The 13,119-nt window shown below is 64.8% G+C and carries 12 protein-coding genes and 1 pseudogene; 3 read left to right on the plus strand and 10 right to left on the minus strand.

Going from position 1 to position 13,119, the window contains the following annotated elements; genetic code table 11:
* Window positions 1-43 precede the first annotated feature (43 nt).
* Window positions 44-1,237 carry a M20/M25/M40 family metallo-hydrolase gene (locus tag P6U28_RS06085; protein ID WP_129144803.1) on the minus strand — a complete coding sequence of 398 codons (1,194 nt, stop codon included), beginning with the start codon at window positions 1,235-1,237 and terminating at the stop codon, window positions 44-46.
* Window positions 1,238-1,319: 82 nt separating this feature from the next.
* Window positions 1,320-2,564 carry an MFS transporter gene (locus P6U28_RS06090; protein ID WP_164937068.1) on the minus strand — a complete coding sequence of 415 codons (1,245 nt, stop codon included), beginning with the start codon at window positions 2,562-2,564 and terminating at the stop codon, window positions 1,320-1,322.
* A gap of 300 nt (window positions 2,565-2,864) precedes the next feature.
* Between P6U28_RS06090 and P6U28_RS06095 the strand changes: the two genes are divergently transcribed.
* Window positions 2,865-4,289 (plus strand): TAXI family TRAP transporter solute-binding subunit, encoded by a 1,425-nt coding sequence (locus P6U28_RS06095; RefSeq protein WP_122404436.1) that lies wholly within the window; start codon window positions 2,865-2,867, stop codon window positions 4,287-4,289.
* A 124-nt stretch (window positions 4,290-4,413) separates the two neighbouring features.
* Here the strand turns inward: P6U28_RS06095 and P6U28_RS06100 are convergent, their stop codons facing one another.
* The 4 genes from P6U28_RS06100 to P6U28_RS06115 all read right to left on the minus strand — a co-directional run bounded on the left by P6U28_RS06100 (window position 4,414) and on the right by P6U28_RS06115 (window position 7,515).
* Complete coding sequence (locus P6U28_RS06100) at window positions 4,414-4,794, minus strand: avidin/streptavidin family protein (RefSeq protein ID WP_245162671.1); 381 nt, start codon at window positions 4,792-4,794, stop codon at window positions 4,414-4,416.
* A 10-nt stretch (window positions 4,795-4,804) separates the two neighbouring features.
* A complete protein-coding gene (locus P6U28_RS06105; protein WP_122404435.1) occupies window positions 4,805-6,325 on the minus strand; it encodes a CHAD domain-containing protein in 1,521 nt (506 codons plus the stop codon).
* Between the two features lie 256 nt (window positions 6,326-6,581).
* Window positions 6,582-6,899, minus strand: a complete 318-nt coding sequence (locus P6U28_RS06110) for an HGGxSTG domain-containing protein (RefSeq protein WP_244607694.1) — start codon at window positions 6,897-6,899, stop codon at window positions 6,582-6,584.
* On the minus strand, window positions 6,865-7,515 hold the full coding sequence (locus P6U28_RS06115) for a hypothetical protein (protein WP_245509590.1): 651 nt from the start codon (window positions 7,513-7,515) through the stop codon (window positions 6,865-6,867). The genes P6U28_RS06110 and P6U28_RS06115 overlap by 35 nt, the downstream gene beginning before the upstream one ends.
* A gap of 419 nt (window positions 7,516-7,934) precedes the next feature.
* Here P6U28_RS06115 and P6U28_RS06120 point away from each other — a divergent pair, with 419 nt between their 5' ends.
* The gene (locus tag P6U28_RS06120; protein ID WP_122404433.1) at window positions 7,935-8,918 is read left to right on the plus strand and encodes a tripartite tricarboxylate transporter substrate binding protein; all 984 of its coding nucleotides are present in this window, start codon (window positions 7,935-7,937) and stop codon (window positions 8,916-8,918) included.
* Window positions 8,919-8,953: 35 nt separating this feature from the next.
* On the opposite strand, the gene P6U28_RS06125 is transcribed toward P6U28_RS06120, so the two are convergent.
* On the minus strand, window positions 8,954-9,415 hold the full coding sequence (locus tag P6U28_RS06125; RefSeq protein ID WP_122404432.1) for an NUDIX domain-containing protein: 462 nt from the start codon (window positions 9,413-9,415) through the stop codon (window positions 8,954-8,956).
* A gap of 99 nt (window positions 9,416-9,514) precedes the next feature.
* Here P6U28_RS06125 and P6U28_RS06130 point away from each other — a divergent pair, with 99 nt between their 5' ends.
* Window positions 9,515-10,582 carry a DUF1236 domain-containing protein gene (locus P6U28_RS06130; protein WP_122404431.1) on the plus strand — a complete coding sequence of 356 codons (1,068 nt, stop codon included), beginning with the start codon at window positions 9,515-9,517 and terminating at the stop codon, window positions 10,580-10,582.
* A gap of 82 nt (window positions 10,583-10,664) precedes the next feature.
* Here the strand turns inward: P6U28_RS06130 and P6U28_RS06135 are convergent.
* The 3 genes and pseudogenes from P6U28_RS06135 to P6U28_RS06145 form a co-directional block, all read right to left on the minus strand.
* Window positions 10,665-10,817: pseudogene (locus P6U28_RS06135) on the minus strand (transglycosylase SLT domain-containing protein); the annotation flags it as partial.
* Window positions 10,818-10,826: 9 nt separating this feature from the next.
* On the minus strand, window positions 10,827-11,684 hold the full coding sequence (locus P6U28_RS06140; protein WP_122404430.1) for a VOC family protein: 858 nt from the start codon (window positions 11,682-11,684) through the stop codon (window positions 10,827-10,829).
* A gap of 144 nt (window positions 11,685-11,828) precedes the next feature.
* Window positions 11,829-13,019 carry a urate hydroxylase PuuD gene (locus P6U28_RS06145; RefSeq protein ID WP_122404429.1) on the minus strand — a complete coding sequence of 397 codons (1,191 nt, stop codon included), beginning with the start codon at window positions 13,017-13,019 and terminating at the stop codon, window positions 11,829-11,831.
* Window positions 13,020-13,119 lie beyond the last annotated feature (100 nt).

Genomic DNA, 13,119 nt, shown 5'->3' on the forward strand with positions numbered 1-13,119 from the left:
GACGATGCGCACCGCTCGGCAAGCGCGCATCGCGCAAGGCACCTCACCGCATGGTCGCCAGCTGCAGCGCCAGCGCGCAGGCGCGGTCGTATTCGTCGAGATTGATCCATTCGTCGATCGTGTGCGCTTCATTCTGCCCCGCGCCGAAGGTCACGGTCGGAATACCGTGACGGACCATCCAGTTGGCGTCCAGCCCGCCATTGGCCGCGCGCACGTTCGGAGTTCCGCCCACGGCCGTTACCGCCTCGATCGCGCGTTTGACCACCGGCAGGCTCTCCTTCATCCGGAAGGGATAATAGTCGGTCTCGGCCTTGAACTTGACCTTGCCGGACTTGCCTTGCGCGTTGGTGACCTTCTTGGCCGCCTTCTCGAAGGCGGCCTTGTAGGCCTTGGTGATCTCCTTGAAGAATTTTCCGTCATGGCTGCGGCATTCACCGCGCACATGCACGTAGTCCGTGACGACGTTGGTGGCATCGCCCGCGGGGCGGCCCTCGCCGCCGGTGACGGGGCCGACATTGCTGGTGCCTTGCTTCTTGCCCTTCACCACCTTGCCGAACCAGCCGCCGGCCTTCACGTCGGCCAGCGCTAGCGCCATGATCATGGTCGCGGAGATGCCGCGCTCGGGCGAGACGCCGGCATGCGAGGCGCGCCCGAAGATCTCCACGGTCCAGCGATCTGCGCCGACGGCGCCGATGACGACGTTGGACGCCGAGCCGCCGTCATAGTTGAAGGCCATCGCCGGCGCGCCAAGCTCATCGAGCTTGACGTGCCGCGCGCCGTAGAGCCCGCTCTCCTCGCGCACGCAGAACAACAGCGTGATCGGCGGATGATCGAGCTTCTGCCGTGAGAGCTCGGCGGCCAGCGTCACCAGCACGCCGCAGCCGCAGCGATTGTCGCCGCCGAGCGCGGTCTTGGCCTCGTTGACGATCTTGCGCCCCGACAGTTTCGGCCTGGCGCCGGCGCACAGTGGCACGGTGTCCATGTGGGTCATGAACATGATGCGGGGCTGGTTGTGCAGCACGCCGCGGCCGGGCAGATCGACGATGAGATTGCCGGTCTCGGTCGGCACCGGAATGCGCGTGTTGGCATCGTCGAGCCGGATCGCCTTCGCCGGCACGCCGGCCTCCTTCAGCGCGGCCGTAAGCTCGCGCCCGATCGCAGCCTCCTGTCCCGTCACGCCCTCGACGGCGAGAAAGCGCATGAGGCGATCGGTGGCGGCTTTGTGGTCGACAGGCATGGACTGGAATTCCCTTGATGCAGGCAGCGGCGCGGGGGCGAACGGTTAGGCGGGCTAAAGCTCTTCGCTCTATCCATCCATCCTACGAATTCGCGCTCGTGTAAGTCAAAAAGATCAGCACGCCGAGCGCCAGCGCCGCCGCCATGAACAGTAGCACCGCCGGCAGCCCCGCAAGCGCGGCCACCGCGCCGGTGACCGACTGCATCAGCGCAGTGCCGAGAAAGAAGGCGAGATTGAGAGCCGCGAGTGCTTTCCCTGCGACCTGCGCGTCGACGAGTTGCCTGGACATGCCGAACAGCAGCGGCTGCGCGGAGGTGAAGAGCCCGATCAGCACGAACAGTGCCAGATCGTAGTACGGCGGCATGACGGTCACGCCGAACAGCCATGCAACGGCAAGGTGCGGGGCTCCCAACGCCATCAGTGCGAGCAGCAGTGCCGCGACAGCGTGCGTGCCGACGACCAGTTCGCGACGGCGGCCGAGCCTGCGGTCGACCATGCCGATGCACAGGGGGCCGGCGATCATCGCCAGCGTGAACGCGCCGAGCTGGTTGCCGGCTTCGACCCGCGTCAGTCCCTTGACCTGCATCAGCCATGGCCCGCCCCACAGGCCGCGCAGCACCAGCGAGCTCGCCAGCGACACCAGCGCCAGCGCGATGAGGCCTCGCAGCGGCCGCGACAGGCCGAGCCTGACAACCTCGATCATCTGCGCCAGCGGCGAGGAGTCGTCCTTGTGCTCGGCCGGCTGGTTCGGCACCAGCGCGAACACCGCGAGTGCAACGAGGATGCCGCCGAGCGCCGAGATCCAGAACCCCGCGCGCCAGCCATAATGGTCGATCACGAAGGCGAGCGGACTCGACGACAGCAGCATGCCGATATTGCCGATCGAGAGAATGGCGCCGGACCACAATCCGAACCGCGCGGCGGACAATTGCTTGGCTGCGAGCGTCATCGGGCACATCAGCATGCCCGAGGTGGCTATGCCGAGCAGCAGCTGCCCGACGGCGAAGCTTTCCGGTCCCGTCGCAAACCCGGACGCCACCGCGCCAAACACGGTTCCTGCCAGCAGGCTCAGCGACACCGGCCGCACGCCGAACCGGTCCATCGCCGCGCCAACCGGGATCTGGGCCGCCGCAAAGGCGAAATGATAGATCGAGGTGAGGCTCGCCAGCGCCTGCGGCTCCATGTGGAAATCCGCCGCCATCAGGTCGAGGCTGACGGCCGGAATGGTGCGCAGCAAGGTCGAGAGCATGTGGCCGCAGGCGAGCGCGAGCAGCGCAAAGATCAGCGCGCGGGTGGCGATGCCCGCGTCGTTGGCGGCAGTGGTCATGAGCGTCCCGTCCCTAGAAGGTTTCTGTACGGCGTACATGATCACGGATCGGGCGCCAATGGCGGCAGCGGGAACCCCCTCATTCCGGAATGTGGCTTCTCCGGATACCGCGAACGACCAACGGCAAGCAGCCGCAATCAGCCTGCACTGCCGATGCCCGCGGGCCTCACCGACGACGCGCCGACAGACTCATTCAGGCCTCTGCCGGTTGTGAACCAGGATGGCCGTCAGGACGTTATGTTCGGGAAAGCGTGGCACCCTGCCAGGCAGGAAGCGCTGTGATCCGCAGTGGCGGCGGCAATGTCTTCGTCCGAGAGTTCTAGTCAGACGCACAGTGACGCGGGCCGTCGAGCGCGGAGAAGGAGCAATTCCTTACTGCTGGTTCTTGCGATTGGATTCCTTGTTTTTGGCGCCGCAACGGGTGCGCTCTACTATGCATTGCGACCCTACAGCCTCAAGATCGCGGTTGGGCCGCCGGGCAGCGATGATTACAAAGTCATTCAGGCGATGGCCGACGTCTTCGGCGGTGAAAGCCGCACTGTCAGGCTGTCGCCGATCAAAACCGAAGGGGCGGTCGAGTCCCTCGCCCTGCTTGGGGCTGGCAAGGCAGACCTTGCGATCGGCCGGGCCGATCTGGAAATGCCCGCCGAGGCGCAGACCGTCGCCGTCTTGCGCAAGAACTTCGTTGTGCTGTGGGCGCCGGCTGGACCTGCAAGCAAGAATCCAAAAACAAAGCGCGCGCCGAGAATCAAGGAGGTTGCCGATCTCACAGCGCGCCATGTCGGCATCATCGGGCGGACCCCGGCGAATGCCGCGTTGCTGCGGGTCATCCTGAGCGCCTCCGGGGCGGAGGCGGACAAGGTTGCGGTGACCCACTTTGGCACGGACCAGATCGAGGAGCTGGCGCGCGATCCGAGCCTCGATGCCTTCATGGCGGTCGGGCCGCTCGATAGCAGGATCACGTCGGATGCTGTCGCTGCGACAGCGCGCACAAGAGGCGAGCCGAAGTTTCTCGCCGTCGAGACATCGGAGGCAATCGCCCTGAAGCATCCCCGGTATGAATCCGAGGAAATACCGCCCGGCGTCTTCGATCCAGCTTGGCCGGATGACAAGGTTGAGACGGTCAGCGTCAGCCATCTCATCGTAGCAAGAAAGAGCCTGTCCGAAACGACCGTTGCTGCCTTCTTCCGGCAGCTTTTTACCGTGCGTCAGGCCATCGCGAGGCATGTACCTGGCGCCGCCCACATCATCAAGCCAGACCTCGAGAAGGACACCGAGCTGCCGGTCCATCGGGGAGCGGCAGCCGTCATCGACGGCAACGAACGCACCTTTCTCGACCGCTATGGCGATTATTTCTGGTTCGGCCTGCTGCTCCTGTCCGGAATCGGCTCGGCAGTCGCGTGGTTGCGTCGCTATTTGAACCGCGACGAACGAGAGGACAACACCAGCCATCGCAAGAGAATCCTGGCCATGGTTTCCAGCGCGCGCACGGCGGAATCCAACCAGGAACTTGTTGCACTCCAGCGTGAGGCCGACGCAATCATCCGCGAGACACTCGAGTGCTACGATGACGGGGCTGTCGAAGAAGAGGAGCTCGCGGCATTCGGGCTGGTGCTCGAGCTGTTGAGCAGCGCCATCGCGGAGAGGCGGGCGGCATTACAACGTGTCAGCTTCGAAACCGTTCGCGGCGCGGTAGCCGGCCAGGGCGTGACGCCACGCGGATGAGGACGCCATCTGAACCTGCCGTAGCTGGCCCCGCGTGCTCTGCCGTGCCTCGTCAAGTGCGAGACCTGACATTTGGGGCACCGTTGGCTTGTCGGCAGTGATCCTCGGCTCGGGGAGCTGAGTGCTAGCTCCGCTCGAACGTATCGACATTCGTTGTCACGGCGCGCCACCAGTTCACTGGCTTCAGCCTTGCCGGCTCGCCTTCCCTGGACGCGCTCAAGGCCTGGTCTGCAATCACGAACCAGGCAGTCTCTATTTTTCCGTGACGCAGCAGTCCGGTGTAGGAGACGGCGCGGTCCCCCGTCACGGACGAGCCCACCGCGACGAAGGCAATGCAATTGCCTCTGTGAAACCCGGTGACGGGCACCGCCTGCCCGAAAAAGCCGCTGTCATCGAGTGCGGTCTCGAAATTCCCCTCGATGCGGCCGTTCGCGTCGTCCGTGATGCGCAAGATCGAGCCGAATTGATTTCGCCAATTGCCGACCCAGGCGATGTCGCTTGCCATGCCGGTTCTCCTACGCTCGGTCATTCGGCACGACGCGCAGTTTGCGCAGCCGATGCAATTCCGTTGCAGCGTCCTTCATCAGGCCATCGGCCGTCTCGCGTTCATGGCCGACGATGACGCCTGACGCGAAAGCCTGAGCACGGCGGTGCGCAGGTGGCGCGGTCAGCGCAGCCTCGGTTGCCAGTTCGCGGTGGGCCATGAAGTCGTTGAGCGATCCCAGGGCGGATTGAATTTGCTTCAGCCGGTCGGACAGGTCTGCGAGCTCCTTCTGGTCGGTATCGCTGTAAAGGCTTTCGAAGAAATCGACGGCATAGCGAATCTTCTTGATCTTGATCCGTAGCTTGTGGCGCTGCATCGGATCGAGATCGTTCAGGTGCTTGCCCTCCTTGCGCGCCTTCCGGATACGCCGATCGAGCACCTGCGCGGCATAAGCGGCGATCGAGCGGTCATCCTTGACGCGAGACCGTCCAGCCTCGATCCATTCGATCACGTCGATGAGCAGGCGGCGATAACGTGCCGACGCAACCGCATCGCGGGCACGCCTGAATGCCGCCTGCCGCTCGCCGGAGAACTTCACGCGGAGCGCGCGAGCGCCGCGTCGCGGAACGTCCTTCTCGGTGATCGGCTCGATGCTCTCCGTCAGAAACACGTCGATCTCGCGCGCCGGCGCCAGTTCGCCCGTGAGCCATTTCAGCTCGGCCTTGATCCGCGCAGTGCTCGCCCGAGGCAGGATGTCGGAGAACAGCGAGATCGCCGCCCGCAAGCGGCGCAGGCCGACCCGCATCTGATGAACACCTTCGGCGTCCATGTCACGCACCGGATCGGCGTTGGCCGTGATCTGACGCAGCGTCGAATGTGCGATGACGCGGAACGCATCCCGCGGCGGGAGTTCCGGCTTCAGCTCGATCGGCTCGGCGTGTTGCGCACCGCCGCCGTTGCCTGCGACCAGCTGGAAGCCTCGCTCGCATTTCGAGCGAAGATCGAGCTCGGCCCCCGTGCTGCGTTCGAGCTTGCGCGCCAGTCGGAACAGATCTGCAGCGCGTCCGGACTTCAATTCCAGCTCCAGCTCGGACACAGGTCGCGACCTCCGCCCGGCGCTGATCCGGCCTTGATCGACGGCAAGCTCGATCTCGCTGTTCCGGACCCGTTTCGCTCGCGCCTTGCGATGAATGTTGGTCTGGAACACCGGCTTCAGCTTGCGAGGGAGTTTGCCGGTCGCGAGCTGTCGCAGAGGCGTCTTCCTGGTCTTCTTCAGGTCAGGGCTTGCACCGGAGATCTCGCGCTCCCATTCGCCGCGCGTCACTCCGCCCGTGCCGCCCGCCTTCACGGTTTGCACGTAGCGCCCTTCGACCTTCCGGACCCGCAGCGTCAAGCCATGGCGCCTGAGCTTGTGCTTGTTCGTATCGAAGTAGGTCGACACGAGCGTCTGCCCGGCCTGGTCGCGGCGGTGCCCGTTCAAACCGTTGTTGCGCAAGACCGATGACAATTGTCGCGGCGCAATCCGGAATTTTAGTTCCGTCTCTGCGTTCATGTGGGAGCTCTTTCCGCTGCCGAAGCAAAGCGGCGCAAGGGCGGTAAGTTCCCCTCTTATGCGAGCATTTCAATCCAGCAGTGCCAGAGCTTGCAGGTCATTGAGACTTCACGGAACCGGGTGCGCGCATGGTCGATTGGAGCCGCGATCTTGCAGCCTCGATCGGTGACCGGGCGCGGAGCTGTTTGGCAATTCGCGGGCGCCGCGCCGAGGCGCCTGCCCATGGATCATCCTGGCGCGCAGGTCGCGCCACCACCTACTTCAGCTCATCCAGAACCTTCCATGCGTCCTCCAGCAAAGCCTGCACCTGGTGTCGCTCGGCACTACCATCCTCTGTGAACATTCCGTGTCTGAGCGCATTCCGGTTTCCCTTCGGCGCGCCCGATCTCCGCGCGCCGCCGTGCATGCGGCAGCGTGCCTTGCCTTGCATCGCCGGCGCGCGGCAGGCGGTGCCGTGGCGTGTCCGCGCGCCGCAGCGCGGGCTCGACTGCATTGCATCCGTATGACGGATGTGATCGCTGGTCATGCGCTGGTGCCATTCACACTCCGGGTCCATCGTTTCCGCGGTGGGCATCGCAGCCTGCGCTCGTTCCCGTATCCGCAGCCGTATCCATCGTGCCGGTCTCCGCAACGATCACATTCGCATGCTGCGTGACGTTGCCCACGATCGCCCGTCCGCCGTCCTGCACCGACAGGTTCTGTACCGTGATCGGGCGCTCGTCGCTGTTGCGGTGGCGATTCAGTGCTTCGACCTGGGCGGCGAAGGTGCGGGAGAGCCGGGTCAATGCGCGGGTGACACCCTCCTGCTGTGCAAGATCATCCGTACAGGCGAGGCGACATGCGCAACGCATCGCCGCCACGTGAACCGAGACCATCTGGGAGACCAGCATGGCCTCGATGGAATCTTTCGGCGCGATGCTCCTGATCGTCGAGATCATGAAGGCGAGGTTGGCCTCATCGGGCCTCTGCCCGACCGCGCTGGCCTTGACCAATTGCCTCAGCATGCCCTGCAGCGCGTCGCGGTCGGCGGCGCCGAGCGCCTCGGCCAGCAGCCGCTCGCCGGCCTGCGGGTCGGGATGGCTGATCGCGATGCGCCGCTTGTAGAGTTTGATGCGCGGGCTCACGAGCGGGCCGCTGCGATCGCTTGCCGCGAGCGGCGAGGTGATGTGGCGGGCCGGTGCTGTCGTCATGCTCTGTGTCCTTTGATGGGCAGGCGCGAGCGACCGTCCGCTGTCGCGCGCGAATGCGAATTTCGGGATGCCGATGAAGGGTTTACGCGCAACCGCGTCGGGCGGCCCGTAGTCGGGCAGGCCGGGATGCTCACGATTTTTGCGATGATGCCATCATGCCACTGTTTTGCCCGACGAGTCAAAATGGATTTCGTAAATCCGAAAATTTTCTCGCCCTGCGCAAGTCCTTGTTCCGACAGGGGCCGGCTACTGTGCATGGGGTTGTTTTCGCATTTTTTGTTTGGAAGCGGCGTGCACGTGCCGTGCGGCGGAATGCCGGCGGCCAACCGCGATTGCGAAATCCGGCGCGTCCGCTAATCATGAACGCGTCGCATCGACAAACACGCACAAGCGGCGCCAAGAAGTCCGGGAGAGAACGAATGCAACGAACGGCCCGCCTGCTGGCAGTCATCGCCGGATTATGCGCAGCAGTGCTGGCGACAGATGCCCTCGCGCAGAAATATCCGGTGCGGCCGGTCAAGGTGGTGGTCGGCTTCAGCGCGGGGGGACCGGTCGACGTCGTTGCGCGCATCATCGGCGATCGCCTCGGCAACAAGCTCGGCCAGCCCTTCGTGGTCGAGAACCGCGCCGGCGCCAACGGTATGATCGCCGCCGAAGGCGTCGCGCGTGCGGATGCGGACGGCTACACCATGCTCGCCTGCAACTCGTCGACGATCACGCTCAACAAGACGCTGTTCAAGGAGATCCGCTACGATCCGGAAAAGGATTTCGCGCCGCTCACCACTGTCGTGTCGGCGCCGCTCGTCCTCGTCGTCAATCCCGAGAACCCCAAGACGGCGAACGTCAAATCGGTGGCCGATCTCGTCGCTGCGGCAAAGGCCGCGCCCGGTGCGCTTGCTTACGGCTCCGGCGGCAACGGCAATCTCGCCCATCTCGCCATGGAACTGCTCAGCCAGAAGGCCGGCATCAAGCTGATCCACGTGCCCTATCGCGGCGGCTCGGCCGCCGAGATGGGCATTCTCGCGCAAGAGGTCCTGGCGGTGTTCGATCCGCTCTCGGCCGTGCCGCTGGTCAAGGCCGGCAAGCTGCGCGCGCTGGCAGTGTCGTCGGCCGAGCGGCTGCCGGCGCTACCCGATGTGCCCACCGTCGCGGAAGCCGGTTATCCCGGCTTCGACATCTCGTTCTGGGTCGGCTTCTTCATGCCGAAAGCGACGCCCGCGCCGATCACGGAGATGCTGCACCGGGAGATCGTCGCCGCTGCCAAGGATCCGGCGGTCGAGGAGAAGCTCGGCTCGCAAGGGGTCGTCCGCGTGCTCAGCCAGGCTGACTATGCCGCGAAGATCGCGAAGGAGACCAAGGAGCTTGCCGAGGTGGTGGCGGCGGCGAACATCAAGGCGGAGTAGGGCGCGATCGGCGAGCGCAGGCAAGTACGCCGCGCCTATTCGCCGCCGGTCAGCTGCTCCAGCCGATCGAGCAGCGGACGTTGTCCGGCGTTGATCTTCTCCCGCGCCCCTTCCAGCGTGAACCATTGCGCGCGGTCGACTTCCGGAAAGGCCTGCCGCTTGCCGCTGCGCGGCGGCCATTCCATCTCGAACGTGTTGCTGCGAATGCCGCGCACGTCGATGTCCAGCTCGGCCGCGAAGGCGGTGACGAGCTTGCCGCCGCGCTGCCTGACCTGGCCAAGCGCGATCAGCGGCACGGACAGCTGAAGTCCAAGTTCCTCGGCAAACTCCCGTCGCGCGGCAATCTCTGCGTCTTCTCCGTCCGCGTACTCGCCCTTCGGGATCGACCATGCGCCGAGATCCTTGTTACGCCAGAACGGCCCTCCGGGATGAACGAGGAGCACCTCGACTTTCCCGCGTTTCCGATAGGCGATGATCCCGGCACTCTTCGATGGCATTGCAGGTTCCGTGCAGGTTGGGGGCAGCCTCTTAACTGGAACAGAGCGTCCTAACGTGGGTTAGTAGCCAACGTTCATTTTGATCAAAGGGAGTGAATCATGATCCGCCTGCTGGCAACCACGGCCTTGGGGCTGGTGCTGGCGAATGCCGCTTTTGCGCAATCGCCAGGCACGAACACGACGTCTCAGCAGTCGCCGCAATCACAGTCAAATTCCACCGCGCCATCCACCGCCTCGCCGTCGGGCGCGGCCGATAGGCAGCAGACCACATCGCAACCGCAGCAACCATCGACGTCGGGAACGTCGGCCCAGAATGCGCAGAGCAACACACCATCTCCCGGCTCCTCCAATGCCGCCAACAACCCAAGCCCGACCGCTCCGTCGCAGAGCGGTACGGCAAGCTCCAATGCACCCGGCAACCAACCTGCGACGCAGCAGAGCGCCAACCCGCCGCCGGCGAACACGAACCAGGCCCAGCAGGCTCCCGCTGCATCTGGAACCAACCAGGCCCAGCAGGCGCCGAATGCGCCAGCCAGCAATCAGGCGCAGGGCGAGCGTTCGAGCACCAATTCACAGGCGGCCGCCCAGACCGACGTCAACCTCAACAAGCAGCAGGAGACCAAGATCAGCGCGTCGATCTCGCGCCTGAACGTGCAACCGCTGACCAACGTCAATTTCGCGCTCAATGTCGGCACCGTGGTGCCGCGCGACGTGCACCTCTCGACATTGCCGCCCGACGTCGTCGAGATCGTGCCGCAATATCGCGGCTACAGCTTTGCGCTGGTGAAGGATCAGATCGTCGTGGTCGATCCGGCGACCTACAAGATCGTGACGGTGCTGCCGTATTCGGGGCAGTCCACGGCAACAACGACGACGACCACGCGCGAGCGTAGCGCCAGCAAGTTTTCGGATCGCGATCGCGAAGTGATCCGCAAGCACGCGAAGACTCGCACCGAAGGACGGGGCGAGGCGCGGACCACCGGCAGCACTGCGCGCACGGAGATCCATGTCGGTGACCGCATCCCGGACACTGTCGAGGTCGAGGAATTCCCGAGCACGGTCTATCGGGAGGCGCCTGACCTGCGGGAGTATCGCTACATCCATCGCGACACCCGGACCTATGTCATCGAGCCCAGCGAGCGTCGCGTGATCGAGGAGATCGACTAAGCCCATCGGAAGCCGCTCCATCGAGCGGCTTCTCCATCTCCGCATCAGCTCGCGGAGCGTTCTCGAGCGGCGAAGCGAACGGCGTTTCCGGCATGAATTGCGCGACGCCCGGCGCGCCCGCCGGGCTGACTTCGTTGCAACGAAAGCGGCTCTCCTGCCAGAGCAGGTGCGCGAAGAACGACACCGGAATGCTGCTGGCCTCGGCGGCTTCACGAAGCGCGTGACATAGGCGATCGGCGAACTCTCAGCCGGCAACGAAGGCGAGCAGTGTGCCGTTGGCCTTGGCCGGCGGCACGCAGATTGCAGCTCCGCTCCGCACGGCTGCCGAACCGAGCGCTTTTTCGGTCGCCGCGAGATCGGCGCTAACCAGCACCAGCGCGGCGCCGCCGCGCTCGGAGAGACCTGCGAGCGGCACGCCGGGATAGCGCTTGGCGAGCTGGTCCAGCGTCAGATAGACGAAGTCGGCGCGCTCGCCGCCGGAGGGCACCGTGACCGCGCCGTCCGTCTCGGTCTTTGGCTCGCGGTCGATCAGACGTGCGAGGTGAGCGGCATCCTTGGCCGGCTCTGGCGTTGCTATCAGCGTCTGCTTGATCCGCCTGGCCGCATTGGCGTGGGTCATCAATTCGGGAATCCACACCGTCTCGCGGGTCTTGTGCTCGCAGGCGAAGATGCGCACGCCGCCCGGTGCTTCGGCGGTCGGCCACATGAAGGTGCGGAATTTTGCCGCCGAGACCGTGCCGTTTGGCAACGTCACCGGCCGTTCGAAATCGGTCGGGCCGATCGCCTCCAGGCCCCGTGCACGGATCTCCGCAGCGCCGGCGGCGGAATCGATTGCGGTGAAGGCGATACGCTCGATACCTTCGCCGCGCTTGTCGAGGAAGGCGCGCGCCGGGGCGTTGAGCTCGGTCGCAGCTAGCACGCCGAGCAGCTCCATATAGTCGGGGTCGAACATGATGGTGTAGTTGCCCGTGCCCATATGGACGCTGTGGGTGCCGCGCGGCGACACGGTGAAGCCGAGTTGCCGATAATTGTCGGCAGCCTTGTCGAGGTCCTTCACCATGACCACGGCGTGGTCGATACCGATGATGTTCTTGAGGGCCACTGTTCTTCCCCGATTGCAAACTGACTTTGGGCCGCGCCGGCGGCTGCCGGTCATGTCTACGCCGGATACGCGGCCGAGTCATTTTCAATTCAGCGGCAGTTGCGGAATTTCATTTCCGCGCAGGGCACCCTCGCGCGACGCACGTCAGCGGGCCTGCTCGATGTAGGCGGCGAGGACTGCGCGCTCTTCGCTGGTCATCTCGGTGATGTTGCCGGGCGGCATGGCACTCGACCAGGCGGCCACACGCCCGATCAGGCGGATGTTGCGCTGAATGTGCTCGGGTGCGTCGAGCAGGATGCCTTTCGGGGCGGTGACGATGCCGGCCCAGACCGGCTCGGCCGCGTGGCACATGCTGCAACGGGACATCACGATCTCCTCGACATTGGCGAGCGTCGGCGGCGTCGATAGTGCGCCCGTCTTCACCTCGCGCGGACCGGCGGCGGAGAGGAAGAGGATCGCGATCACGCCGGCCGCCGTCACGCCCCACACCCACCACGGCGATTTGCGCCCGGCATGGCGCTCGTTGAAGAAGTGGCGGATCACCGGCCCCAGCGCCAGGATGATCGCAACGATGATCCAGTTGAAGCGCGTTGCGTAGAGCAGGGGATAGTGGTTGCTGATCATCAGCACGACCACGGGGAGCGTCAGGTAGTTGTTGTGGACCGAGCGTTCCTTGCTGGCCATGCCGAGCTTTGGATCGGGCGCCTGGCCCGCGATGAGGCTGGCAACGATCTTCTTCTGATTCGGGATGATCAGCGCGAAGACATTGGCGACCATGATGGTGCCGATGATCGCGCCGATCTGGTTGAAGGCGCCACGTCCGCTCAGCACATGGGTGAAGGCGTAAGTGAGCGCGACCAGGAACAGATAGCCGCCGATGGCGAAGGGCAGCTCGCGTTGCGCAAGCCCGGTGCGACAGGCGGCCTCATAGAGCAGCCACGCCAGCGCCAGGCTGCAGAAGCTGAACAGGCCGGCCTGGAATGGCGTGAGGTCGAGAATCGACTTGTCGACCAGGAACAGATCGGCCTCGAGATAGTACACCACCACCATCAGCGCGAAGCCGGACAGCCAGGTGGTGTAGGCTTCCCATTTGAACCAGGTCAGCTCGTCCGGCATCTGGTGAGGGGCCACCAGATATTTCATGATCCGGTAGAAGCCGCCGCCATGGACCTGCCAGGCTTCGCCCTGCACGCCGTCAGGCAGCTCGCTTCTGGGCTTGAGGCTGAGATCGAGGGCGATGAAATAGAAGGAACTGCCGATCCAGGCGATCGCAGCCACCACGTGCAGCCAGCGCAGCAGCAGGCTCGCCCATTCCGATATGACGGATCCCCACATGATCTTCCCATCAGTCGCGACATCGGTGCCGCAGCCTTGATGACCGCAACCGGCCGTCGCCGCCCTTACAATGTGTCGCACCGATCAACTGCATTTTCCA

The sequence above is a fragment of the Bradyrhizobium sp. STM 3561 genome (assembly GCF_045571455.1).
GTDB classification, from domain to species: domain Bacteria; phylum Pseudomonadota; class Alphaproteobacteria; order Rhizobiales; family Xanthobacteraceae; genus Bradyrhizobium; species Bradyrhizobium vignae.